A 24,742-nucleotide genomic window follows, 5' to 3' on the forward strand; every position below is an offset into this window, starting at 1 on the left:
ACGCGATTATAGTTCTGATATCGGTAACAAATGGAGTCTTTATCGGTTTTTGCAGGCTTGCCCGGGGGCGGCGGGCTCAGGCGCCGGGCAGGCGGATGTGGAATTGGCTGCCCGTGCCGGGCGTGCTGCGTACTTCGATTTGGCCGCCCAGTGTGTCTTCGACGATGTTGCGCACGATATCGAGACCGAGTCCGGTACCACCCTGGCCGGCGCGCGTCGTGAAGAAGGGTTCGAAGATGCGCGCCTGGACTTCTGGGGCCATGCCGCTGCCGTTGTCGCTGATCTGCAGGCAGGCGCAGCCAGTTTCATCCCGCCTGGCTTCGATGCGGATCTGCTGCGTGCCGTCGCCGACATTACCGGCCGGAAAGGCATGGGTGAGGGCATTGCTGACCAGGTTGGTGATGACCTGGGCCAGCGGGCCGGGGTTGGTGTCGAGCTCCAGATCTGGCGGGATGTTGAATTCAAGACGTGTGCCACGTCCCTTGAACATGGGTGAGAGGGTGTAGCCAAGCTGCTCTAGCCAGCTTCGCAGCATGATTTGGCGGCGCATCGAGGTGGCTTGATCCAGCGCCATGTCCTTGAAGCCTTCGAGCAACTCATGGGCACGCTCGAGATTGCGGTCGAGCAATTTGCGGGCTTCGCTGACGGTATCGAGGAAGTCGCTGAGATCGCGCTGGCGCAGGGTGCCGTCTGCCTGCTTGCGGCGAACGCTGGCGAGGTTTTCATCCAGGATGCCGCTGGCCATCCAGCTGTTGCTGATCGGGTTGCTGATGTCATGAGCGAAGAGCGCCACCAGCTTGCCGAGGGTGGCGAGTTTTTCGCTCTGGGCAAGTTGCAGATGGGTGGATTCGAGGCGGGCGAGGGTTTCGCGCAGGGACTGGTTGGCTGCCTCCAGCTCGCGGGTTCGTTCGGCCACGCGTTCGCTCAATGAGGCGTTGGCTTCCGAGAGTAGGCGGGCATTTTCGGCGTGTGCGGCGAGCAAGGCCTGCTCGGCCTGCTTGCGTTCGGTGATGTCCTGATGCGTGCCGGAGAGGCGCCGCGCCGTGCCATCTGCGGCACGTGCAGTGACTTCGCCACAACTCTGGATCCAGCGATATTCGCCACTCTTGCAGCGCACGCGTATGTCCACGCGGTATTGCTCGATCTGGCCTGAGCTGAGGGCCTGGGCTGCGCTCATGAGGCTGGACAGGTCATCCGGGTGGACCCGTGCGGTGAAGGCATCGACCGACTCGTCCATTTCTTCGTCGGTATAGCCGAGCATCTGTTTCCAGCGCGCATCGAAACGGTTGCGGCCCGAGTCCAGCTCCCATTCCCAGCAGCCCAGGCGCCCAGCGGCCAAGCTCAGTTCCAGGCGCTGCTTGGCTTCGCTGAGTTCCTGGGTGCGTCGGCCGACTTCGTTTTCTAGGCCTGTATTCAGCGTCGACAGGGCCTGTAGGCTGGTGTCGAGACGGCTGCGCGCCTCGGCAAAAGCGGCCAGCAGACTGCCCAGTTCATCACGGTGTGGATATGTCGGCTGGGCCATTTCATCTGCCGCGCCTTTGCGCCAGTGGCGCAAGGCTTCGGCCATGGCGGCCAGTGGCTGCGATAGCTCGCGGTGGATGATCCAGTAGAAGAGGGCCCACAGCGCGGCGGCCATGACGAAGGAGTTGAGCAGGGTGGCCAGAAGGCTGTAACGCATCTGCGCGAGCATCAAGGCGTGACTGGAGTACAGCTCGAAGTGACCGACCGTGATGGTGTTTGTGCCGGGCGCTGCGTGTTCCAGCGCTACGCTCAGCGGTGGCATTCCAGCAGGTTGGCGGGCATCGAGATTCCCTGCCCAGATCAGCACGCGGCCGACTTCGTCGCTGATACGGATGGCGCTGACCACTGGTGAGCGCTCAATGCCGGCGGCGAGATCGGCCAGCTGGCGTCGGTCCATGGCCCACAGCGCTTCGCCCAGACTGGGTGAGAAAGCGCGTGCGAGGTAGTTGAGCTCGCTATCAATGGCCTGGCGGGTGGAGACGTACAGAGTGAACAGTTGCAGCGCGGTGAGTGCCGCCGCCAGCAGCAGATAGGCAGGCAGGAGCTGGCGGAACAGGCGGCGGGCGAGTAGATGCGGCGAGCGCATGCGGAGTCCAGAAGTAGCGACGCCCCCAGTCTAGCCGCGGTTGTTACCTGCCCGATTCGCTTTATGTGTTAAATGCATCAAATTCTGCAATTCATTTGCGAAGTCTGTGATTTTTTACCGCACTTCCTGGGCGCTGAGGCGCTTTGCCGGGTACTGGGCGCTGAAGCATGGCGCTGGCGCGCGGCACCAGATGATGCGGGCTATTGCCGATCAGGTCGCGACGATTGATGTCGACGAGAAACTCGCGGATCAGCTCATGGTTATCCGGGTCGTGGTAGCGGAGCAGCGCCTTGTGCAGCCTGCGCTGTTTGGCCAGGCGCGGCGTCTCCACGTCTTCCGAATCCTGGGAGACTTTCCTCAGCGGATTCTTGCGCGAGTAGTACATGGCCGTGGCCATTGCTAGTGGCGTGGGCGTGAAGGCCTGAACTTGATCCGGGCGGAAGTTGTTCTGCTTCAGCCACAGCGCCAGATTCAGCATGTCTTCATCCGCCGTGCCGGGGTGGGCGGCGATGAAGTAGGGCACCAGATGCTGGGTCTTGCCGGCTTCCTTCGAATACTTGTCGAACATCTTGCGGAAGCGCTCAAACGTGCCGATGCCCGGCTTCATCATTTTCGAGAGCGGGCCTTCCTCGGTGTGCTCCGGCGCGATCTTCAAGAGACCCGAGACGTGGTGCGTCACCAGCTCCTTCACATACTCCGGCGAGCGCACGGCGAGGTCGTAGCGTAGCCCCGAGCCGATGGTGATCTTCTTCACGCCGGGAATCGCGCGCGCCTTGCGATACAGCTCGATCAGCGAATCGTGGCTGGTGTTGAGGTTTTCGCAGATGCCCGGGTACACGCAGGACAGGCGCCGGCAGGAGGTCTCGATCTTCGGGTCCTTGCAGGCCATCCGGTACATATTGGCGGTCGGCCCGCCAAGGTCCGAGATATGCCCGCGGAATTCCGGGATCTTGTCGCGGATCTCCTCGATCTCTTTCAGGATCGATTCGTGCGAGCGGCTCTGGATGATTCGCCCTTCATGCTCGGTGATCGAGCAGAAGGTGCAGCCGCCGAAGCAGCCGCGCATGATGTTGATCGAGAAACGGATCATCTCCCAGGCCGGGATGCGCGCCTTGCCGTAGCTCGGGTGCGGCGCGCGGGCGAAGGGCGCGTCGAAGACGTAATCCATCTCCTCCGTACTGAGCGGAATCGGCGGCGGATTCAGCCATACGTCGCGCTCGCCATGTGTCTGGCGCAGCGCGCGAGCATTGCCCGGATTGGATTCGAGGTGGAAGACGCGCGAGTTGTGGGCGTAGAGCACGCGATCCTCGACGATGGCTTCATAGCTCGCCAGGCGCACCACGGTCTTGGCGCGCTGCGCCTTGCGGGCCGCCACGCGGGCGGCGGCGGGCACGATCTGCACCGGCAGCGAGCCGTCGGCATTCGGCGCGGTGGCGGTCTGCTGCGGCTCCATGGCGTAAGGGTCGGGATGCGGATCGACGCGGCCGGGCTTGTCCAGACTCAGCGAATCGATCTCGCTCCAGTCCGCGTCCGGTAGCCAGTCTTTTTTGACCATGAAAGCCGTGCCGCGCAGATCGCGGATTTCGCTGATTGGCTCGCCAGCAGCCAGTCGGTGCGAGAGTTCCACCAGCGCACGTTCGGCGCTACCAAAGATCAGCAGGTCGGCCTTGGAATCCGGCAATACGGAGCGGCGTACCTTGTCGCTCCAGTAATCGTAATGCGCGATGCGGCGCAGGCTGGCTTCGATGCTGCCGATGATCACGGGCACGCCGGGGAAGGCCTCGCGCGCACGCTGGGCGTACACGGTGACGGCGCGATCCGGCCGCTTGGCGGGCGCGGCGTCCGGCGTGTAGGCGTCGTCCGAGCGCGGCTTGCGATCCGCCGTGTAGCGGTTGATCATCGAATCCATGTTGCCGGCAGTCACGCCGAAGTACAGGTTCGGTTTCCCAAGGGCACGGAAGGGCTCGGCCGAGAGCCAGTCCGGCTGGCTGATGATGCCGACGCGAAAGCCCTGGGATTCAAGCAGACGCCCGATCAGCGCCATGCCGAAGCTGGGGTGATCGAGGTAGGCGTCGCCGGTGACGAGGATGATGTCGCAGCTGTCCCAGCCGAGCGCATCCATTTCCTTGCGACTCATCGGAAAGAAGGGGGCGGGCTTCAGTTTCGGGCGGTGGCGCGGCCAGCTGGCGAGGGGGCGGGGATCGGTTTGCATCAGGCCGAGATTCTACCCGTGAAAGCCTTGCAGGAAGCCCTGCGCAAGGTGTGGACTCTTGTCACGCCGGCGCATGCCAGCACGGGGCTCAGCCCCGTGGCGCCGGATGATTTCGCAAGGGTCGCTTCAGCGTGTGCGCACGCGGAAGTTTGCAACGGAACGCAGCAACTCGTCGGCGAGCTTGTTGAGCTCGCTTGCGGTGCGGGCCGCTTCACTGACCTCGGCATATACGTGCTCGGACATGCGGGCGATGTGTTCCACGTTCTGCGCCACGCTTTCGTTGGTGCTGCGGTGCTCGCGCAGGGCCGTGTTGATCTCGGCAACTGAAGCCAGCACGCGATCCGCGCTGCTGCATACGGCCAGCATGCGGTCCCCTGAGGCTGCGCTGAGCTGGCTGCCCTGCTGCACGCGGGCGACGCCCTGTTCCATGCCTGCGGCGGCGGCGGCCGTATCCTGGCGGATGGCATTGACTGTACGGACGATCTCGTTGGAGGCCTGGGTGGTGCGTTCGGCGAGCTTGCGTACCTCGTCGGCCACCACCGCAAAGCCACGCCCTTGCTCTCCCGCACGGGCAGCTTCGATGGCAGCATTGAGGGCCAACAGATTGGTCTGGTCGGCGATCTCGCGGATCACCGAGATCATGTGGGCGATCTCTTCGGAGCGCTCGCCCAGCTTGCGGATCGAGGCCGCCGAACCTTCGACCACGCTGGCGATACTGCCCATTTCGGTGACGACCTGGCTCACCATCTGATTGCTTTCGGTGGCTCGCTGGCGTGATTCGGAGGAGGCCGATTCGGTATCCCCTGCGTAGTGTGAAATCTCGCCCAGACTGACCGACATCTGCTCCACCGCAGCGGCCATGGCGGATGCCGAGCTGGATTGCTGTTCCGCGTCATCGCTGACTTTGGCCGCGCCTGCAGTGAGCGCAGCAGCGGCCGTCTGCAAGTGTTGGGCGTCGTTTTGCACCATTCGCAGCACATCTTCTACCCGGTCGCACATGGTGTTGAAGCCAGTGGCCACACAACCCAGCTCGTCGCGGCTATCGAGTGCCATGCGTTGGGTGAAATCGCCCTGGCTCATGGCCTGGGTGCCTGCCGAGAGTTCGTCCAGCCCTTCACGCAGGCTGTGATAGAGCGTGGCCAGCCCAAGTAGCAGCAGCAAGGCGCCGGCCCCGCTGCTGCCGATCACCAGCAGCATCATGCGGCTTGCTGAACTGGCCCGCGCGTCGAGCTGCTCGCGCAGGCGCGGCAGGTAATAACCCTTGCCGTCCTTCACCAGCAGCCCGATCGAGTCGGTCAGGCGCTTCCACCACTCGGCTGGCTCGATGCCGAAACGTGCGCTGAGCACCTCTTCGCGGGTGAGTTTGCGGGCTTCTGCCACTTCTGTGTCCATCTGCGCAGAGAAGGTCTCGAAGTGCTTGCGCGCGTCAGCATCCTGCTGGCTTGCGAAGTGCAGCGCGGAGCGCATCTGTTGCCACATCAGTGCGAGCTCGCCCGACAGGGCCGAGAGGGCTTCGCGTTGGCTATCGTTGATCTGCTTGGCGGCGAGGATGCCGTTGGCGGCGCCACGCAGCTTGCCCAGGCGTTCGGTGACTTCCGGCATGTACATGGTCAGCGCGGCAATCGCGTAGTAGGTGTGTGCTTCCGGATCGAGCGCCAGACCGGATACATCATTGAGTTGTTGCACCAGCTTGATCAGGGCGTTGATGGTCTGGGTGTGGGCAGCAAAATTCTGCGGACCGGGCAGGGCAAGGCCGCCTTCACGCAGCTTCTGCCAGTCGTCCATGATGGTTCTGGCCGGTTGTTGCAGCGCCCATGCGGCTGGGGTGGCCTGGGCAGCGCTGGCAAAGGCACGTGCGGCTTGCTCGACTTCCGGGGTTTTCTTGTCGAGCCCTGCGCGCATGCCGGCATTGCCGCCGAGCGCCCCGGCGCTCATGCCGCGGTGTTGCTGCAGCAGGAGCAGAAATTCCAGGGTAGGCTCGAACATCGCGAGGCCTTCGCGCTCGGCCTTGGCGGTTTGCCAGGTACGGAACTCATGGCTGCTGGAAAGGCTCACCAGCAGAACCATCACGATCAGGGCAAAGCTGCCCACGATGGCGAACTTGAGATTCCAGTTCAGGTGCTTGAACAGGCGCAGCAGTGGCGCGAGCAGGGTTTTCATGCGCAGGGCTCCGGCAGCAAACAGGGATACATCTGCTTTAACGGCCGCCGTGGGAAAACCCTGAGCCAGTGATTCGGGCGGAATTCTCTGGCCTGGAGTGGTGTTTTGGGGCACTCCGCAATTTTCATCAAGCCGCAGCCGGCTGGTCTGAGGCATCATTCGCGATCATCTTCTTTAGCGCCCTGCCGGAGGAAACCTCATGAAGTCCATGAATGCCTGCCGTACCGCCCGTGCCAGCCTGCTGGCCACGGCCCTGCTTGCTCTGGCCGGCTGCGCCGGAATGGGCTTGCAGAAGCTCTCCGGTACCGTTGTGCAGGGCGTGGTGTCGCAAGGCGGGCCACTCGCCAAGGCCCGGATTGTGGTGACCGATGCGCTGGGCCAGAAGAAAACCGCCAGTGCTGATGCGCAGGGGCACTACGCCTTGAACGTGGACGGGATGCAAGCTCCGCTGATGCTGCTGGCAGTGGAGCCCGGCAACAACAACTGCACCGATAGCACCAAACCCTGGGCCAAGTGTTTCGGCGCCTTGCTGCCGGAGCTCAAGGCCAATGCGAGCAATACCGCCAACATCAACGCCCTTTCTGATCGTGCCGTGAGCAGTGTGGCCAGTGCGCTCAAGCTCAAGGGGCCACAGGAATTGCTCGAAAAAGGCAGCACAGAAGGAATCGAGGCTGCATTGATCCGCGATCGCAGTGCTGGTGGGCGCAAGGCCGTGCTGCAGGCGCTCAAGGATGCTGGAGTGCCGGATGCCGAGAGCTTTGATCCGGTGACGACGCCGATGCTGGCCGATGGCAAGGGTGTGGATGCCGTACTCAGTGCGCTGGTGCATAACCGGGGCTACGACAATGACACCGGAGTGCCCGGCGGTACCGCGATACTGGATGCTGACTATCGCTACGTCGGCAACGAAGAGCCGCTGAACCTGGCGCGCGCCCAGGCGGCGCTGGCACGTGCCAAGGATCCGGTCTACACCCGCGTGATCATCGTGGGCGATTCCACGGCCAGTACTTACGAGGGCTTCCGCCTGCCGCGCATGGGCTGGGGCCAGGTTTTCGAAGAGCTTTTCAAGCCCGAGGCCAAGGTCAAGGTGCTCAACAATGCCAAATCCGGCCGCAGCTCGCGCAACTTCTACAATCAGGGCTATTTCCGCCAGATGATGCAGTACGTGCGCCCCGGCGATTACGTGATCATCCACCATGGTCACAACGATCAGAACTGTGATGCTGCCAAGGCCAAGCGCGGAGCGGCTGATGTGGCCAATGCCTGCACCTATCCGAACGATGCGCAGGGCCGCAAGCAGTTTCCGCAGGGCAAGCCGGAGCTGAGCTTCCAGAACTCGCTAGAGGTCTATGTCAAGGAAGCGCGTGCCAAGGGGGCTATCCCGATCATCATGACGCCTACCACCCGCGTCTGGAACAAGGATCGCAAGGAGGGCTTCCCGGTGGTGCCGAATCACTTCACCTCGGCCGGCCAAGGCAATAACGGCTTCGCCTTTGTTGGCGATTACAGCCAGACCATTCGTGATACGGCGCGGGCCAGCAAGCTGCCGCTGATCGATATCGAGGCCAAGACCATTGCCTTCGTCAACGCCCATCAGGATGACTGGAAAAAGTACTGGCTGGCGGTAGATCCGGCGCTGTACCCCTTCTATGCCAAGGAACCCAGCGGCACCCTGGCCAAGCCGGATACCACGCACTTCCAGGAAGCGGGCGCACGTGCCGTGGCCCAGATGGTGGCGCAGGGCATCAAGGAAACGCCGGAGCTGAAGGCGCTGGCTGACAAGCTGAAGTAAGCGGCGGGGATCACACAGCAAAACGCCCACCTTTCGGTGGGCGTTTTGCCTTGTGGCGTGGGCGCTTTTAACGCCAGCGGCTGCGTGCCCAGCGCTCCATGTCGGCTGTGCTGTAGAAGCTCCAGGCCACGGCGCGGCTGATTTTCTGGCCTTGGGCCATGTCCAGCGTGCGCATGTTGCGGGCGCCGATGCGCTCGATCTGGGCGTAGATCTGCGGCAGGTTGTCCTGTTTCGAGACGAGCGTGCTGAACCACAGGATGTTGTCGGCCAGCGGCCGGCTCTGGCTGATCATCTGGCGAATGAACTCGCGCTCGCCGCCTTCGCACCACAGTTCATGGCCGAGACCTTCGAAATTCAGCAGCGGTTTTTCGGTGACTTCCTTGCCGATGTTGCGCAGCTTGCGCTGGCTGCCGGCGGCCGCTTCTTCGGCTGAGGCGTGGAAGGGCGGGTTGCACAGGGTGAATTCGAAGTACTCGTTTGAGTTGATGGCGCCAGCGAGGATGTCGTCCGGATGTGTCTGCTGGCGCATCTCGAGCGCACCGGCGAGATTGGCGTTGTCCGCGAAGATCTTCTCGGCGTTCAGGAGGGCCGTCTGGTCGATCTCGGTGCCGACGAAGTTCCAGCCGTAGAGCGTGTGGCCCAGCATTGGGTAAATGGCGTTGGCTCCGCAGCCGATATCCAGTCCGCGTACCTTTTCGCCGCGCGGGAGCGTGCCACGGTTGCTGGTTGCGAGCAGGTCGGCCAGGTTGTGCAGGTAGTCGGCGCGGCCCGGGATCGGCGGACACAGATAGCCCGGCGGCAGATCCCACGCGCGGATGGCGTAAAAGTGGGCCAGCAGCGCCGCGTTGAGCGTCTTGACGGCTGCCGGGTCGGCAAAGTCGACGCTCAGATCGCCGTGCGGGTTGGGGCGCACGAAGGCTTGCAGCGTCGGGTGGCTGGCGATCAGTGCGGGGAAGTCGTAGCGCTCGCGGTGCTGGTTGCGCGGATGCAGGCCGCTCTTGGCCGCCGGAAAGGTCTTTTTATGAGGCATGGCGAAGCTTAGCAGGAAGCCCCCGGATTACGCGCCGCGGATGCAGCCCGCGAGGGTGGCCAGCCCGCGTTCCATTTCTTCGGGCGTCGAGCGGCTGTAATTGAGGCGCAGATACTGGCGGCCTTGCTGCGGGTCCGGAAAGAAGGCTTCGCCGGGCATGAAGGCCACGCCTTGTGCCAGAGCCTTGTCCAGCATTGCGCGGGTGGCGCTGAGTTCGCCGCGCAGGCGCAGCCAGAAGAAGAGGCCGCCGCGTGGCGTCTGCCAGTCCGCGATGTCGCCAAAGTGGCGCGCCAACGCGGCCTGCATGGCGTCGCGGCGTAGCCGGTAGCCACTGCACAGCTTGCCGAGATCGCTGGCTTGGGTGCCGCCAGCCAGCCAGTGCGCCACGGCGGCCTGGCCCGGGCGCTGGGTGTGCAGGTCGGCGGCCTGCTTGAGGCGCACCAGATGCGGCAGCAAGGCCGGGTGGGCGGCGAGGTAGGCGATGCGCAGACCCGGCCAGAGGATCTTGGAAAAGCTGCCCAGATAGATCCAGGGCGCGCGTTTGAGCAGCGCGCAGATCGGCGTCATCGGGTGATCGACGTCCAGTGCCACGCTGCGATAGGGCTCATCTTCGATCAGGGGCACGTTGTAGCGGTCCAGCAGTTCGGCGATGCCGGTGCGGGCGGCCGGGCTGTAGCAGGTTCCGGATGGATTCTGGAAGCAGGGGATCAGATACACACAGCGCGGTTTGCGTGTGGCCAGCAGCGCTTCGAAGGCGGCGAGGTCCGGCCCTTCGGCGCCGAGTGGCACGCTGGCGATATCAGCACCGAAGAGTTCGAATACCTGCAGCGCGGCGACATAGGTGGGCCCCTCGACGAGCACAGGGCTGCCCTCGTCGATGAAAAGCTTGGCGGCAAAATCCAGCCCTTGCTGTGAGCCGGACAGGGCTAGCACCTGCTCGGCGCTCACTTCCAGACCCATGCTGCCGATCCACTCGGCTACTGCTGAGCGATAAGCCGGTTCGCCTTCGCTCGTGCCGTACTGGTGGAGGGCCGAGTTGGCAAAGACCTCCAGCGGCAGGGTGGGCATCAGGTCCGCCGCTGGCAGGCCACCTGCGAAGGAGATCATGCCGGGCTGCGCAGCCGCGGCGAGGATGTCGCGCACCAGCGAGGATTTGAGGCGGGCTGTGCGGTGGGCCAGTTCGAATTCGGGCTGAGTGGGGGCGAGGGACACGGCAGACTCCAAGTAAGTCATGTATATTGACCAATATCCTTGAGTGTCGAATTAAAGTCAATATGCTTGACGTAAATTCTCCCGAGCGGGAAGCTGAGCTGTTTGCCGCCATCGAGTTGTTCTTCTATGCCTTCCGGGCCTTCACGGCCAAGCCGGATGCGATTCTCGCCGAGCGCGGATTGGCGCGTCTGCATCACCGCATCCTGTATTTCGTGGCGCGGCGCCCGGGTCAGCGCGTCAGCGATCTATTGGCCACCCTCGGGGTCAGCAAACAGGCGTTGCACGGGCCGCTCAAGCAGTTGGTGGAGCTGGGGCTGGTGCAGGTGGCAGCCGATGCCAGCGATGGCCGCGCGCGTTGTTTGTCGCTGAGTGCTGCAGGGGCTGAACTGGAGGCACGCCTGTCGCAGACCCAGCGCGAGCTGATGGCCGGGATATTTGCTGTACAGGGCAGGGCCGCCGAGCAAGCCTGGCGCGAGGTGATGGCAGGGTTCGCAGAGCAGGTTTGAGGGCAGGATTTCCGGCCTGGATCAAGGCAAGTCCAGCTGCTTGGGTTAGGATGCTACGGCGAATGGCGCGTGCCTTCGTCGGTTCAACAGGAGCAAGTGGATGCGTGGTTTGAGGGGGGTGCTGGCGCTGCTGGTCGTGTGTGCTTTGAGTGCCTGTGGCGACAGCGACAAAATCCGCATCGGTTTTCTCGGCGGTCTCTCTGGCCGCTATCAGGATCTGGGTAATGCGGGCCGTGATGGCGCGACCCTGGCCGTGGAAATGCGCAATGCGCAGGGTGGGGTGGGCGGGCGTCTGATCGAGCTGGTAGCGCGCGATGACGAACAGGATGCGACCCAGGCACGCCGTGCGCTGGATGATCTGGTGGCCATGCAGGTTGCGGCCGTGGTCGGGCCGATGACCAGCAGCGTGGCGGTGGCGGTGGCACCGCGTCTGGCCCAGACCGGCACCGTGATGCTGGGCGTGCATACCACCACGACCGAACTCACCGGCAAGGACGACATGTTCTTCCGCGTCATCGACGACACCAACAAGTATGCTTCCGAGGTCGCACGCTTTCACTACCAGCGCCGCAACGTTCGCCAGGTGGCGATTCTCTACGATCTGGCCAATGTCGATTACTCAGCGAGCTGGGTAGCGGACTACAAGCGCACCATTGAGGGCCTTGGCGGTGCCGTGGTGCGCTCGATCAGCTTCGATTCGCACTACGAGCGCAAATACGACGACATGGCCCGCACCCTGCTCGACGTGGCGCCGGACATGGTGGTGATCGTGGCCAACGCGGTGGATACCGCTGAAATCGTCGGCAAGCTGCGCGGGCAAAACGAGCGGGTGCAACTCGCCGGCTGTGGCTGGGCCAATACCGAGCGCCTGCTGGAGAACGGCGGCAAGCAGATCGAGGGCCTGCTGCTCGAGGAATATGTTGACCTGGAGGACTTCTCCCGTGTCTATCAGGATTTCCGCGAGGCCTACGTCCAGCGTTTCAAGAAAGAACCCAGTTACGGCGCCTCGATGGCTTATGAGGCTGCCAACATCGTGATGGATGCCCTGAGCCATAACCCGGACCCACGCCAGCTCAAGCAAACCCTGCTGTCTGTTGGCAGCTTCCGTGGCGTGCAGGGCAATATCCGTTTTGATCCCTATGGCGATGTGCAGCGCTCGGTTTTCTTTGCCGAAGTGCGCGATGGCCGTTTTCAGCGTTTGCGCTGAGTTCCCCCAAAGAGGAGTCTTTTTTCATGCCGGTCATTGCCGTCAAACACCCCCTGGTTCAACACAAGATCGGTCTCATGCGTGAGGCCGATATCTCGACCAAGAAATTCCGCGAGCTCACCGCTGAACTCGCGCGCCTGCTGGCCTACGAGGCCACCGCCGATTTCGAGCTGGCCCCGGTCGAGATCGACTGCTGGAGCGGCCCGACCGTGGTGCAGCAGATCAAGGGCAAGAAGGTTACCGTGGTGCCCATCCTGCGTGCCGGCCTTGGCATGCTCGATGGCGTGCTGGACATGATCCCCAGCGCCAAGATCAGCGTGGTGGGCCTTGCGCGTAACGAAGAAACCCTGCAGCCCGAGCATTACTTCGAGAAATTCGTCGGTAATCTCACCGAACGCACGGCCCTGATCATCGATCCGATGCTGGCCACCGCCGGCTCCATGATTGCCACCATCGACCTGCTCAAGCGCCGCGGCTGCAAGGATGTGCGTGCGCTGGTGCTGGTGGCCGCGCCGGAAGGTATTGCGGCGATCGATAAAGCCCATCCGGACGTACGTTGCTGGACGGCCTCAATTGACAGCCACCTGAATGAAAACGGTTACATCATTCCGGGCCTGGGTGACGCGGGCGACAAGATTTTCGGTACCACTTCCAAGTAATCCCGGTCGCGCAGCCGAGGGCTGCGCGGCTTTCATTCCCCCGCAAGAGAGACAGACATGAGCAATTCCATCACCACGGCCAGCGGCCTGATCTATGAAGACCTCATCGCCGGCAGCGGCGAAGCCGCTCAGGCCGGCCGTTCGGTGCGCGTGCACTACACCGGCTGGCTGATCACCGGCGAAAAGTTCGATTCCAGCGTGGATCGCAATGAGCCTTTCGGTTTCCCGCTGGGGGCCGGCCACGTGATTCCGGGTTGGGACGAGGGCGTGCAAGGCATGCTGCCGGGCGGCAAGCGCAAGCTCACGATCCCGCCCCATCTGGCCTATGGCGAAGATGGCGCAGGCGGCGTGATTCCGCCGAATGCCACCCTGGTCTTTGAAGTTGAATTGCTCGAAGTGGAGCCGGGGCTCGACATGACGATGCGTGACCCGATTACCACGGCCTCCGGCCTCACTTACGACGACAGCATCCTCGGCACGGGCGCCGAAGCCAAGGCCGGCAAGTATGTGTCGGTCCACTACACCGGCTGGCTCACCACCGGCGAGAAGTTCGATTCGAGCAAGGACCGTGGAGACCCTTTCAGCTTCCCGCTCGGTGGCCGTCGTGTCATCGCAGGTTGGGATGAGGGTGTGCAGGGCATGAAGGTGGGCGGCACGCGCAAGCTGCTGATCCCGGCCGAGCTGGGCTATGGTGCGCGCGGCGCAGGCGGCGTGATTCCTCCGAATGCCACGCTGGTGTTTGAGGTCGAACTTCTGGACGTTCAATAAGGCTTTGAATGGGCGTCATCCCCGCGAAGGCCGGGATCCAGTGGCTTGCGAGTGTCGCTGGGTTCCGGCTTTCGCCGGAATGACTGAAAAATGACATGAAAGACAGCAAAGCCCCCGTTACCGCCGCGATCCGCGTGCTGCGCCAGCACCAGGCCGAGTGGTCCGACCATCTCTACGACTACGAGGAGAAGGGCGGTACAGCGGTCAGCAGCCGTGAGCTGGGCGTCGATGAGCATGCCGTGATCAAGACCCTGATCATGGAGGATGACGCGAAGCGCCCCTTGATCGTGCTGATGCATGGTGATCGCGAAGTCTCCACCAAGAATCTCGCTCGTCATCTCGGGGTGAAGGGCATCACACCCTGCACGCCTGAAGTGGCCAATCGTCATTCGGGTTATATGGTGGGTGGCACCAGTCCCTTCGGTACCAAACGTGCGATGCCGGTCTATCTGCAGCAAAGCATCTGCGCGCTGCCGCAGATCTATCTGAACGGTGGCAAGCGCGGCTATCTGATCGGCATTTCGCCGCAGGCGGTTGTGGCTATACTCAAGCCCGAACTTGTCGATGTAATGGCCTGAACGAGCAGGCCGCTTTAGGAGGAGTGTCGGGGTGCATCTTCTGCTTGGTCTGCTGTTTCTGGGTGTTTTGGCCTATCTGTTTCACCGGATCTTTCTTGCGCCAGCGGCTGTTCAGACTTCGCTGCAGCAGGCTGAGGCGGGGCGCAGCGAGCGCGGTTTTGCTTTCCTCTCGAATGGCCTGTTGTTCCTGCGCCCGCACGGTGGCGAACTGCAGCAACTGCACAGCCCCTATGTGCAGGAGGCGATTGATCGCCGCGAACGGGCACGTGATCGCCACAGCTGGAAGCAGGGCACCAGCTTCGGGATCTCGGCGGGTGGCAACATGCGCAACTTCGAGGCGGGCGACAAGCCTGTGCTAGCCACGACTGCGGCTTTCGAGGCGAATGGCGATCTGCTGTATTTCCTGAAGGATGAAGGCATTGGCGGCCTGTTCCGGCGCGAGGCTGGCAGCGGCAACGAGCTGCGGGTGCTGCTGCGTCAGCATCTGCATCTGGAAGACCTGAGCCTGTCGCCCGATGGTTCCACACTGGCGGCGTCTTCACGCCAGTCCGCCGGCATTGCCAATCTCGCATTGTTCAATCGCGACGGCAGCGCTTTCCGCGAGGTCACCGGGGGCGATACCGTGGATGCGGCGCCGGCCTGGATTCCGGATGCGCCGCGGCGCCTGCTGTTCCAGTCCTCAGGGCTGGCACGCGACGAGAATGGTTACATCGTGGCGCAGGGCAATGCGAGCATCCAGATGCTGGATATGGATACTGGCAGCGTCGCGCCCATTCTCGAGAATCCGCGTTTCGATTTTCTCAAGCCGCGCGTGAGCCCGGCGGGTGACCTGCTCTTCATCCGTCGCCCCTATGAGCTGCCGCGCTACGGCAGTGCGAGCATGTTTGTGGATACCTTGCTGTTCCCTTTCCGCCTGTTGCGGGCGGTATTTCACTACCTGAACTTCTTCTCGCTGATGTACACCCGCAAGCCGCTGACCAGTGCATCCGGGCCGGCGGTGCAGGCCGATCTGAAGAGCATCCTGTTGCAGGGGCGGCGCATCGATGCGGATAAGGCCCTGCGCAGCGAGCGACCGGTGCAGGGCGTGGCGTCGCTGGTGCCAAGCAGCTGGGAGCTGGTGAGCCGTACCCGGGCGGGACAGGAAACCGTACTGGCCACCAATGTGGCCTCTTACGATCTCGGCACGGATGGCAGCATCGTCTATTCCAATGGCCGCGGAGTGTTTGTCATCGGGCCCGATGGCCGGGCCGGGCTGGCCCTGCGGGATCAGCTGGTGGCCGAGGTGTTTGCCAGCGCCTGAGGCTCAGTGGCGGGTCGGGCGGCTGGCTGACCGACCCTGGCGCGAGCTTCGCACCGAGGCCATGAAGCCATCGAGAACCCGTTGGCGCTGCTCGATGCTGGCGGCCCCGAGGAGCGGCATGGCTTCGTCCGGCAGACGTACGCTGGCGCGGCGGTCATTGCGCACCGGGATCACCCGCCAGCCGGCCAGGAGCAGCCAATCCCACAGTTCCACACTGCAGGGCTGGGTAACCTTGATCTTGTAACCGTTGCGGGTGATGTAGGCGCCCACCTGGGGTGCCGGGGTGACCGGCAAAGCCCTGCGCTTGGTGCGAATCCCGAACAACGTCCTGAAAAAGCTCTTCATTTCTATCCCCTTGGCCTGTTTTTTCGCGACCCTAACGAGGGCAAGGGGGCGCCGCCAAGTGCTTTCTTCCTGACGTGATCCTGCGCGCGTCGAACGGCGCGCGAACAGTCGGGGGCTATTTGCCGAACCAGCCCTTGAGGGTTTCGCCCAGCCCACCACCCGAGCTGCTGCTGCCGGAGCTGCTGCCCAGGCCGATCAGCTTCAGTGCGGCCAGGCCGCCCTGGGCATAGATTGCGTCGTTCAACGAGAAACGCGCATCGTCCAGATTGCCTTGCAGGGTGAAGTCCATGTCGACTGGCCGCCGGGTGTCCGCGTCCAGCCCCTTGGCGCGGGCAAAGGCGGCTGCGGCTTCACGGGTGAGGCCGGCAAGGCCGCCGATTTCGAGCTGGCTCAGGACCATATGGCCCGGCGCCTTGAGCTGGCGCTGCGCCACTTTTGAGTGCAGATCCAGGGCCAGGCTGCCGCGCTTGATCTCGCCGGCCTTGCCCTTGAAGAGATAGGGCTCGACGAGCTTGAGTGGCACGTTCGCGAGTTTGAGTTTCAGGTCCGAGTCCATATTGGCTGGCACCAGATCGCCCTCGAGTGCCAGGCTGCCCTGGCCTGCGACACGGGCCTGCAGATGCAGGAGGGCGGTCTCGTCCATGGTCGGCAGAAGCAGATTTTCAAGTGACAGCTCGATCTGGTCGAGCGGGATGTGCAGGGGCTTGGCGGCGACCGTGGCATCAAAGAAATCGACACGGCTGTTGGCGAGCGTGATGCGTTCGATGCGGATCTTCGGCCCGCTCGTGCTGGCTGCGGGCGCTGCTTCCGGCTTTGCGGCGGGTTTGGCGGGTGCCTCGAGCAGGGCCGGCAGAATCTTGAGGCCGGCGCGGCTGCGTAGCACGCTCAGGGCGGCATCCTCGATTGCGATCGAGCGGACCACGATGGTGGACGAGAGCAGGCTGCGTAGTGCCGGGGTGACGCTCACACGTTCGGCGCGTAACTCGTCGGCGGCCGGCCAGCCGGGGCGGCTGGCCTTGATGCGCAGTCCTTCGATCTCGATATGGGCGAGGCTGATGCGGATCTCGCGCACTTCACCGGTGGTGCCCAGCGCGGCGACAATCTGCTGCTTCAGGATGTGCAGCGCGGCAAAGTAGCCGGCCACGAGCAGCACGGCCAGCAGTGGCAGACCGATCAGCAGGGAGAGGCGGAGTTTGCGGGATTTCATGATTTCTGTTCCTGATCGGAAGGAGTTAAGCCTGGCGTTTTCAGCGTGATCATTTCCATAGCACTTCTACTCGGTTGGGCATCTCAGGCAGAACTCGAACCTGAAGAATGCTGCCGATGCTGATCTTGTGCCGCCTGACTTGCGGCCCGGACTCACAGATTGTCGTGACAAAGGGTGGCACGCCGTCATTGCACTGGATCTCGACGCACAGATTTACCCATGTGGTGTCGCCACTGAGGTTTCCTGTTTCATAGAGACTCAATACCCTGGCGCTCGCTGCTTGCGCGTTGGCCTCGAATTTCATGCGCTGCCTGAGACTGCGGAGCCCCGTTTTCAGAAGATAAAGGGCTATGAGTACGCCGGTTGCAGGGCCGATCCAGGGCGTGATCTGCTGGATGATTTCAGGGATGTCTGCCCATGAAGTCATGCTTGCGTATCTCCTGCCAGGGCTTGCAGCCAGTGCGAAAAACCGGGGTCGGAAATTTCATATTGCCCGCGCTCGCGGCGGGTGATGATTTCGTCGCGCAGCAGGCGTTCGGCGGCGGACTGTACGGCCGTCGTGCTCGGGGTGGCGGCGCCGAGGGTGGTGCCCATGCGCGCCCGGGTGTCTTCGGCGAACAGCGGCGCGCTGGCGAGCACGGCCTGCAGCACCAGCCGGTCGAGGATGGGCAGCGCCTTGAGAATCTTGGCGTACTGAGCTTCGTCGTGTACGTCGTGCAGTTTCAGGGCTACCGCTTCGGCCAGGCTCAGATCAGCGTTCAGCACCATGGCTTCGACCACTGCGCGCAAGCGCCCTGGCACATGGCCGGTGGCCTGGAACTCTTCCCACAGACGCGATTCATCCAGCGCACGGCCCGTGGAGCGCGTGAAAGCGGCGGCCAGATGGCTGCAGAAACCGCGATCCAGGGTTGGCAGCTCGATATTGGTGCCGAAGTGGAAGAAGGGCGCGCGCGCTTCCGAGAACATGCGCCGCAGGCCTTCGCGTGAGGAGCCGGTGAACAGCACCTTGAGCTGATCCTTGTTTATATCGAGGCCGGTGCGCAGGCCGCCGAGCAATTCCTCGTTGCGCGGCAGGCGGGTGAGGATCTGTGCTTCGTCCAGCAGCAGCAGGCAGCGCCCGCCACTGGCCAATGCCTGTACGACCTCGGTTAGCGAGTGCGGCGCGCTGGCGGGCTGGCTGCCAAGTTCTGCTTTCACGCCCAGTAGTTCGGCCGAGACGCGGGCGGTGAGCGGTTTGAGCCAGCGCTTGAGGCGGCCCGCTGCGAATTCGGCAAGAGAGAGGCGGAAAACTTCGCCGGCCTCGTCGCCATCGGTCATGAAGGAGTGGTAAAAAACCCGCCAGCCGTGCTCCTCGGCGCGCGGCGCGAGATCCTGCAGGAGGAACTCGGTCTTGCCCATGCGGCGTGGGGCGAACATTGTCAGGGCATGGGAGAGGCCGCTGTCGAAAGCCATCAGCACCGAGTCGGCCAGTGCGCTGCGAGGATAGTGCCAGTAATCAGGAGAGGCCATGTCGAGCCCGCTTTACGATCAATTATGTGGATTGATCATAATTACGCGCGCGCCCGAAATCCAGCCTGAAGCATCGGCTCAAGCCGGCCTTCCGTCGTTTTCGCAAAGAAAAAGCCTCTCCCGGCGCATACCGGGAGAGGCTTCTGGCTGAGGCGCGTTCAGTGCTGGCCGCGTAGCTGATACCAAGCGCTATAGGCCCAGCAGGCCACGCAGAAGGAGAAGGCCCATTCCAGGAAGGAGAATACGGCCAGGACGGTGAGCGGCACGATCCACATTCCGCTGCCGGTCAGATAGAGGCCCGTTGCCACCGTACTGGCGATGAACAGCAGTTTGTTGGCAAACATCTTGGCACCCGCGTTTTCCTTCTTGCCAGCCTTGCCGAGCTTTTCGAGCAGGGCCGCGTAGAGGCGATGCGAGGGGCACTTGTAGTGGCCGATGAAGCCTCGCACCAGACCTTGTACGATCAGCAGCGGCACCAGATAGGGGAAGCCCGCCAGGGCGATGACGGCGATGATGAAGGTGGTGAGGCCATCGAGGCGGGCGGCGTTGGACCACACCGGCGGTACGTCGAAGCGCAGCATGGGGAGCTCCTGAAAAGCGTGGGTGAGATCAAAATATATAACTACATAGCGATATAGTCAATACGGTTGTCTGGAGAAAAAACGGGCCCGTCTTGCAGGACGGGCCCGTTGTACTGCCGACGTGATGATTTACTTCTGATATGCGCACTTATTGGGGTTGCCGCCCGGGTTGCTGCCGAAAGCGGCGACGCTGCAGGCAATGCTCTTGCCGACACCGACATTTCTGGCTACCCATTTGCCTTTGCGGCCGAACGCGACCCAACCGGTGCCGGTGGGTACCGTGCAGGTGGCGTCCTCAGCCGAGCACTTGGAAAAGCCGGTGGGGTAGTCGCCGGTGCCGAGCAGGGCGGGCGTGGTGCTGGCCGAAGAGGTGGCTGAGGAGGCTGCTTTGGAGGAACTGGCAACCGACGAAGCCGCTGCAGAGGAGGTGCTGGCTGCCGAGGAGGCTTTGGATGAGCTGCTTGCTGCGCTGCTGGAGGCTGCCGCCTTGGATGAACTGGCCGTCGATGTGGCAGCACTCGAGCTGGCGCCGCTCATCGTGGAAGCGCCCTGCATGATGGCGGTGACGATTTCCGGATAGGTCCAGCTGAGCGTGCTGCGATTGAGCAGACCAAAGGCTTCGCCGCCGGTGGTGAAAATATTGTTGTCCCACACGATGACCGGGATGCCCAGTTTAGCGGCGGCTTTTACGTAGTATTCGGCGTGCTTCACGCGTTCGGTGTAATTGCCCTTGTTCGTCGTACCCCATTCGCCCATCACCACCGGAATGCCCTTGGCAATGAAACGGGTGTTAAGGCCGGCGAACACGGAATCGACCAGTGCCGTATCGGTGAAGCTGCTGCTGCCCGGATATTCCATCGCGAAGGAATACGGGATGTAAGCATGGATGGAGGCGGCCAGCATGTTGTCTGCCGGCAGGCTCAGGGCATTGATCTGCACGTCCCACGGGCCGGCCACATAGGTCGGCAGCATGACCAGGCGGCTGGCATTGTTGCCTCCGGTGGCGCGGATGGTGCTCAACGCTGCGGCGTTGAGTGTATTGACCACGGCGTAGTTCTCGGCGGTGCCGGTCCAGTCCTCGCCGCTGCGCGGTTCGTTCATGACTTCGAAGATCAGGTGTTCGTCGTAGCCCTTGAAGCGGGTAGCAATCTGTTGCCAGAGCTTGCCGAGGCGATCCTTGGCCGTACTCTGGTTGGCATAGGTGGGGGCTTCCCAGCCATTGTGGTGATGCACGTTGATGATCACGTACATGCCGTTGGCAAGGCCGTAGTTCACGACCTCCTCGACCCGGTCCAGGCGGGTGCTGGCAATGCTGTAGCTGCTGCCCGAGGTGTAGTCATCCCAGCTCACCGGTACGCGCAGGCTCTTGAAACCGGCGCTGCGGACCTTGTCGATCATGGCCCGGGTAGTCTTGGGGTTGCCCCAGTTGGTTTCACCGCCGATGGCATCGAGCGCGTTGCCGAGATTCCAGCCCGGCATCATGCTGCGGGTGATCTCGGAGGCACTGGCGGCGTGTGCTAGCGACGAGGCGAGGGTGCAGCCGGCGAGCAGCAGGCTGCCAAGGATTTTGTGCATGAAAATACCCGCTCAGGAATGGCTCCGCCGAGCGGAGCAAAACGTCGAGTATTCAGGCTCTGACGGGCGGCGTAAATCCTTCAGGCAGATGCCCTTCCGGACGGCTTGCGCGCCGGCGCTGGCGGTCGTCCGGGAGGGTTGAACGGCGCAGCCTATTCCGAGTCTTCAAGCCAGGTACGGCCGTCGCGCTCGATCAGGGCGATGGCTGCAGAGGGCCCCCAGGTGCCGCCGGCGTAGGTGTGCATGCGTTGGTCATTGTGTGCCCAGGCAGCGTGGATCGGATCCACCCACTGCCAGGCGGCTGCGACTTCGTCGGCGCGCATGAACAGGGTCTGGTTACCGCGAATCACGTCCATCAGCAGGCGCTCGTAGGCATCCGGATTGGAAACGCCGAAGGTCTCGACAAAGCTCATGTCCAGCGGGATGCGGCGCAGGCGCATGCCGCCGGGGCCCGGATCCTTGATGGTGACTTCCAGCGTGACGCCTTCATCGGGCTGCAGACGAAGGATCAGGCGATTCTGACTCAGCCGTCCGGCGGTCGCGTCGAAGATGTTGTGCGAGATCGGGCGGAAATTCACCACGATTTCCGAGGTGCGCTTGGTCAGGCGCTTGCCGGTGCGCAGGTAGAAGGGCACGCCGGCCCAGCGCCAGTTGGCAATTTCGGCGCGGATGGCGACGAAGGTCTCGGTCGAACTCGTGTCATTGCCCAGATCCTCGAGATAGCCGGCAGAGGGCTGACCGCCGACCGAGCCAGCACGGTACTGGGCGCGTACGGTCATATGCTCGGCATTGCGCTCGTCGATGCGTTTCAGTGCCTTGAGCACCTTGAGCTTCTCGTCGCGCACGGCGTCCGCCTCAAAGGCGTCCGGCGGCTCCATCGCAGTGAGGCACAGCAACTGCATGATGTGGTTCTGCAGCATGTCGCGCATCGCGCCGGAAGTGTCGTAGTAGCCGCCGCGATCGCCCACGCCGATGTCTTCGGCGACGGTGATCTGCACATGATCGATGTGAGTGCTGTTCCACAGTGGCTCGAAGAGGCGGTTGGCAAAGCGCAGGGCCATCAGGTTCTGCACCGTTTCCTTGCCCAGGTAGTGATCGATGCGGTAGATCTGGTGTTCATTGAAGACCTTGCCCACGGCTTCATTTACTGCGTGGGCGCTCTCGCCGTTCTTGCCGAGCGGTTTTTCCAGCACTACGCGGCTGTGGTCGGTGATCAGGCCGAACTGGCCGATGCGCTCCGAGATCGGTGCGAAGAGATCGGGCGAGACCGCGAAATAGAAGCAGCGCACCGCTTCATTGCCGCTGGCCAGCAAGCTTGCGAGCTCAGGCCAGCCCGATTCGCCGGTGACGTCTACGGGGACGAAATGGACGCGGGCGAGGAAGCGTTTTAGCGCCTCGGGCTCCAGTTCCGAAGCCTTCACATAGGTGCTCAGCGACTTCTTCACGAAATCAAGATAGCCGTCATGTCCCAGTGCCCGGCGTGATACGCCGATGATGCGCCCTTCATCCGGCAGCTGACCGGCGCGATCGCGCTGGAACATCGCAGGCAAGAGCTTGCGGGCGGCCAGATCGCCGGTGCCACCAAAGACGACGAGATCAAAAGCGCTGACCTGGATGGTGCGGGAGGACATGGTGAAAACTCCGGGCGAGTGTGCAATGCACAAAGTGTAGCGCCGAACGCCGTGGGCCAGCAGCCGCTTGCTATGCTTGGGCAAAGTTCACAAGGAGGAGGCGGAAAAATGAGCAGTCTGATCGTGGTGGAACGTGCCCTCTCCGAGGTGCGCAAAACCGAGCTGGGCGTGGCTCGTTGGCCAGTTTGGGAGAAGGATGTCTCGCGTTTCCCGTGGACTTACGACAGCTCTGAAACCTGCCTGCTGGTGGCTGGCGAGGTGGTCGTAACACCCGTTGGCGGCGTGCCGCTTACCCTGCGGGCGGGCGATTTGGCCACCTTTCCGGCGGGCATGGCCTGCGAGTGGAACATTACCCGGGCGCTGCGCAAGCATTACCGCTTCGGCTGAGCGCTGGGCGTTTGCCCAAGGCTGCTTCAGCTGCGCCCGAGGCGTGAAGCGCGCTTGCGCTGATACATGTCGTGATCGCAGTGGGCGATCAGTTCATCCGCGCTCTGCCCATGTTCCGGATAGCAGGCAAGACCCACTGCCGCACCGCCGGCCGTGCCACCGGGCAGGCTGGCGAGGTCAATGCTTTCTAGAGGTGCTCGCATGAGCTCTTCGATATGCGTGCGCAGGCGCTCGAGCTCCTGGCGCAGAACCGTCGACTGAACCAGGATCACGAATTCGTCACCGGCGTAGCGGGCCACGCGATCCGTTGCGTGGAGGCTGTTGCGCAGGCGGGTGGCGAATTCGACCAGAACGCGGTCGCCGGCATCATGGCCGAAATGGTCATTGATCTGTTTGAAGTTGTTCAGATCCACAAACAGCACGGCAAAGGGCAGCGGGTTGCCGGTGCGGTGTTCGAATTCGATGCGCCGGCTGATGGCGCGCAGCATCTCGTCGCGGTTGGCGAGCCCGGTCATGCCGTCGGTGCGCAGGGCGTGCTGCATCTCGCGGAAGGTGTTGGCGAGCACGCCGATCTCGTCATTGCGGTGAATATCCAGTGGGGCTTCGAGATGGCCTTCACCGGCGGCTTGTGCGGCTTCGGTGAGGCGCTTCAGATCGCCACCGATCCAGCCCACGATGGATAGCCCCAGCACCACGGCTACCAGTGCGCCAAGCAGGCCGATCAAGGCCGAACGTTTGACGTTGGCCGTCACGCCCTGCATGAAATCGCTGCGTGGCACCGCCACGGCGATGATCCAGTCCAGTCCGGCTTCGTCGCGCACCCGGTCGAAGGCCAGTTCCACGGCGCCCCCTTCCGGCCCGGTGAAGCGCTGGGTGACGGCACCCACACTCACGGTGCCGGCGGCGATGAGCGCCTGCACCTGGGCGTAGGCAGCGCGTTGCAGGGCGTCGTGACTCTCGGCCGCACTGATGCGGGCGTTGCTGCCATCGGGCTGGCGCGCCACGTTGGGGCTGCGCGAAGAGGCGATCAGCTTGCCGTCCGGTTCAATGATGAAGGCGACGGCATTGCGGCTGATCGTGAGCTTGCGCACGAAATCATTGAGGCGCTTGAGGGACAAGTCTGTGGCGACCACGCCCTGCAGCTGGCCGTTGTTGTCCAGTACGCGGCGGGCGCGGGTGGCGACCAGCTCCGAGTTGCGGAAATCGATATAGATCGAGGTCCAGGTGTGCGAGGGACTGCCTTCACCGGCCTTGTACCAGGGGCGCTGGCGTGGCTCGAACATCTTCTGCTCCACTACCGGGCTGCCGGGCTGACCGTTGATGCCGGTGAAGCGCGAGATCTCGCGCGGGCGCTCGGCTTGCAGCTTCACGCGCAGTTCGGCGTCTTCCTGATTGAAGCGCCACAGGCCGAAGAACTGGCCCTGCTGGTTGCCGTAGTAAACGTAGTTGTTCGGATCGATATGCAGCGAGGTGGCGATCCAGAAGCGGGTGCGCAGCGCGGGCAGATCCTTGTCCAGGCGGGGCGGAGCCGCCATGCCGTTCGGAAAGGCGGCTTCCAGGACGGCAGCCGAGCCGAATACATGCCGGTCCACCGCCTGGCCGATCCGTGCAACGGTTTCCTGCAGCAGATGCTGGGCCACCGTGTCGACGGCCTGGCTGCCGGTGCGATAGGAGAGGGCTCCGATCAGGATGGCCACACCCAGCACAAGGGCGAGGTAGGGCAGGGTCAGCCACTGGCGCAGGGAAAGGCGGGCGGTAAGTTTCACAGGTGTCGGATGTGAACGGAGAGGTCAGGCGTTGTGTGACGGCAGTAACGGGTGGTTTAAGTGCCGATACTCATTGTGGCACAGACTTACGGGCGGGCGTTCGGCCAGCGCGTGCGTGTGCCAAGCTGGTCAGGCCGCGGCGGAAAAGCTGCCTGCCGATTGTTTTGAACAAATCCGGCTATCCTGCTGTCTTCCTCCCTGTTCCTTTTG

The 24,742-nt window shown here is 63.1% G+C and carries 21 protein-coding genes and 1 pseudogene; 9 read left to right on the forward strand and 13 right to left on the reverse strand.

Going from position 1 to position 24,742, the window contains the following annotated elements; all coding sequences use genetic code 11:
* Positions 1 to 76: 76 nt before the first annotated feature.
* The 3 genes from C0V76_RS10595 to C0V76_RS19905 all read right to left on the reverse strand — a co-directional run bounded on the left by C0V76_RS10595 (position 77) and on the right by C0V76_RS19905 (position 6,479).
* Positions 77 to 2,107, reverse strand: coding sequence for an ATP-binding protein (locus C0V76_RS10595; RefSeq protein WP_101942377.1), 2,031 nt, complete (start codon positions 2,105 to 2,107; stop codon positions 77 to 79).
* Positions 2,108 to 2,198: 91 nt separating this feature from the next.
* Entirely contained in the window at positions 2,199 to 4,244 is a 2,046-nt protein-coding gene (locus tag C0V76_RS10600) for a YgiQ family radical SAM protein (RefSeq protein ID WP_216821726.1), read from the reverse strand.
* A 201-nt stretch (positions 4,245 to 4,445) separates the two neighbouring features.
* Positions 4,446 to 6,479 (reverse strand): methyl-accepting chemotaxis protein, encoded by a 2,034-nt coding sequence (locus C0V76_RS19905; RefSeq protein ID WP_158239211.1) that lies wholly within the window; start codon positions 6,477 to 6,479, stop codon positions 4,446 to 4,448.
* 199 nt (positions 6,480 to 6,678) lie between these two features.
* Between C0V76_RS19905 and C0V76_RS10610 the strand changes: the two genes are divergently transcribed.
* A complete protein-coding gene (locus C0V76_RS10610; RefSeq protein WP_101942380.1) occupies positions 6,679 to 8,271 on the forward strand; it encodes a rhamnogalacturonan acetylesterase in 1,593 nt (530 codons plus the stop codon).
* 67 nt (positions 8,272 to 8,338) lie between these two features.
* Here the strand turns inward: C0V76_RS10610 and rlmF are convergent, their stop codons facing one another.
* Together rlmF and C0V76_RS10620 are read right to left on the reverse strand one after the other, a co-directional pair.
* Positions 8,339 to 9,301: a 23S rRNA (adenine(1618)-N(6))-methyltransferase RlmF gene (gene rlmF, locus C0V76_RS10615; protein ID WP_101942381.1), complete on the reverse strand. Its 963-nt coding sequence runs from the start codon at positions 9,299 to 9,301 to the stop codon at positions 8,339 to 8,341.
* Positions 9,302 to 9,328: 27 nt separating this feature from the next.
* On the reverse strand, positions 9,329 to 10,513 hold the full coding sequence (locus C0V76_RS10620; RefSeq protein ID WP_254048223.1) for a PLP-dependent aminotransferase family protein: 1,185 nt from the start codon (positions 10,511 to 10,513) through the stop codon (positions 9,329 to 9,331).
* Between the two features lie 62 nt (positions 10,514 to 10,575).
* Between C0V76_RS10620 and C0V76_RS10625 the strand changes: the two genes are divergently transcribed.
* The 7 genes and pseudogenes from C0V76_RS10625 to C0V76_RS10650 all read left to right on the forward strand — a co-directional run bounded on the left by C0V76_RS10625 (position 10,576) and on the right by C0V76_RS10650 (position 15,531).
* Positions 10,576 to 11,019 (forward strand): MarR family winged helix-turn-helix transcriptional regulator, encoded by a 444-nt coding sequence (locus C0V76_RS10625; RefSeq protein ID WP_101942383.1) that lies wholly within the window; start codon positions 10,576 to 10,578, stop codon positions 11,017 to 11,019.
* Positions 11,020 to 11,119: 100 nt separating this feature from the next.
* Positions 11,120 to 12,226: an ABC transporter substrate-binding protein gene (locus tag C0V76_RS10630; protein WP_101942384.1), complete on the forward strand. Its 1,107-nt coding sequence runs from the start codon at positions 11,120 to 11,122 to the stop codon at positions 12,224 to 12,226.
* Positions 12,227 to 12,252: 26 nt separating this feature from the next.
* Entirely contained in the window at positions 12,253 to 12,885 is a 633-nt protein-coding gene (upp, locus tag C0V76_RS10635) for a uracil phosphoribosyltransferase (RefSeq protein ID WP_101942385.1), read from the forward strand.
* Between the two features lie 57 nt (positions 12,886 to 12,942).
* Positions 12,943 to 13,284, forward strand: a pseudogene (locus C0V76_RS20105) (FKBP-type peptidyl-prolyl cis-trans isomerase); the annotation flags it as partial.
* Between the two features lie 21 nt (positions 13,285 to 13,305).
* A complete protein-coding gene (locus tag C0V76_RS20110) occupies positions 13,306 to 13,653 on the forward strand; it encodes an FKBP-type peptidyl-prolyl cis-trans isomerase (protein WP_216821727.1) in 348 nt (115 codons plus the stop codon).
* A 95-nt stretch (positions 13,654 to 13,748) separates the two neighbouring features.
* Positions 13,749 to 14,231 carry an aminoacyl-tRNA deacylase gene (locus tag C0V76_RS10645; protein ID WP_101942387.1) on the forward strand — a complete coding sequence of 161 codons (483 nt, stop codon included), beginning with the start codon at positions 13,749 to 13,751 and terminating at the stop codon, positions 14,229 to 14,231.
* Between the two features lie 31 nt (positions 14,232 to 14,262).
* Positions 14,263 to 15,531, forward strand: a complete 1,269-nt coding sequence (locus C0V76_RS10650) for a hypothetical protein (protein WP_101942388.1) — start codon at positions 14,263 to 14,265, stop codon at positions 15,529 to 15,531.
* Positions 15,532 to 15,534: 3 nt separating this feature from the next.
* Here C0V76_RS10650 and C0V76_RS10655 read toward each other — a convergent pair whose 3' ends face one another.
* The 7 genes from C0V76_RS10655 to zwf form a co-directional block, all read right to left on the reverse strand.
* Entirely contained in the window at positions 15,535 to 15,876 is a 342-nt protein-coding gene (locus tag C0V76_RS10655; RefSeq protein WP_101942389.1) for a hypothetical protein, read from the reverse strand.
* 115 nt (positions 15,877 to 15,991) lie between these two features.
* Positions 15,992 to 17,083: a DUF748 domain-containing protein gene (locus tag C0V76_RS10660; protein WP_101942390.1), complete on the reverse strand. Its 1,092-nt coding sequence runs from the start codon at positions 17,081 to 17,083 to the stop codon at positions 15,992 to 15,994.
* Positions 17,084 to 17,132: 49 nt separating this feature from the next.
* Positions 17,133 to 17,510 (reverse strand): hypothetical protein, encoded by a 378-nt coding sequence (locus C0V76_RS10665; protein WP_101942391.1) that lies wholly within the window; start codon positions 17,508 to 17,510, stop codon positions 17,133 to 17,135.
* On the reverse strand, positions 17,507 to 18,592 hold the full coding sequence (locus tag C0V76_RS10670; protein WP_101942392.1) for an ATP-binding protein: 1,086 nt from the start codon (positions 18,590 to 18,592) through the stop codon (positions 17,507 to 17,509). Before C0V76_RS10670 ends, C0V76_RS10665 begins: the two co-directional genes overlap by 4 nt.
* A gap of 158 nt (positions 18,593 to 18,750) precedes the next feature.
* Entirely contained in the window at positions 18,751 to 19,173 is a 423-nt protein-coding gene (locus C0V76_RS10675) for a DUF4395 family protein (protein ID WP_101942393.1), read from the reverse strand.
* A gap of 129 nt (positions 19,174 to 19,302) precedes the next feature.
* Complete coding sequence (locus C0V76_RS10680) at positions 19,303 to 20,748, reverse strand: glycoside hydrolase family 5 protein (protein WP_101942394.1); 1,446 nt, start codon at positions 20,746 to 20,748, stop codon at positions 19,303 to 19,305.
* 152 nt (positions 20,749 to 20,900) lie between these two features.
* Positions 20,901 to 22,379 (reverse strand): glucose-6-phosphate dehydrogenase, encoded by a 1,479-nt coding sequence (zwf, locus tag C0V76_RS10685; RefSeq protein ID WP_101942395.1) that lies wholly within the window; start codon positions 22,377 to 22,379, stop codon positions 20,901 to 20,903.
* A gap of 108 nt (positions 22,380 to 22,487) precedes the next feature.
* On the opposite strand from zwf, the gene C0V76_RS10690 reads away from it, so the two are divergent.
* Entirely contained in the window at positions 22,488 to 22,766 is a 279-nt protein-coding gene (locus C0V76_RS10690; RefSeq protein WP_101942396.1) for a cupin domain-containing protein, read from the forward strand.
* A 26-nt stretch (positions 22,767 to 22,792) separates the two neighbouring features.
* Here C0V76_RS10690 and C0V76_RS10695 read toward each other — a convergent pair whose 3' ends face one another.
* On the reverse strand, positions 22,793 to 24,532 hold the full coding sequence (locus C0V76_RS10695) for a sensor domain-containing diguanylate cyclase (RefSeq protein ID WP_101942397.1): 1,740 nt from the start codon (positions 24,530 to 24,532) through the stop codon (positions 22,793 to 22,795).
* Between the last annotated feature and the right edge of the window lie 210 nt (positions 24,533 to 24,742).

Origin of the sequence: Uliginosibacterium sp. TH139 (genome assembly GCF_002855595.1) — a bacterium.
Taxonomy (GTDB): Bacteria; Pseudomonadota; Gammaproteobacteria; order Burkholderiales; family Rhodocyclaceae; genus Uliginosibacterium; species Uliginosibacterium aquaticum.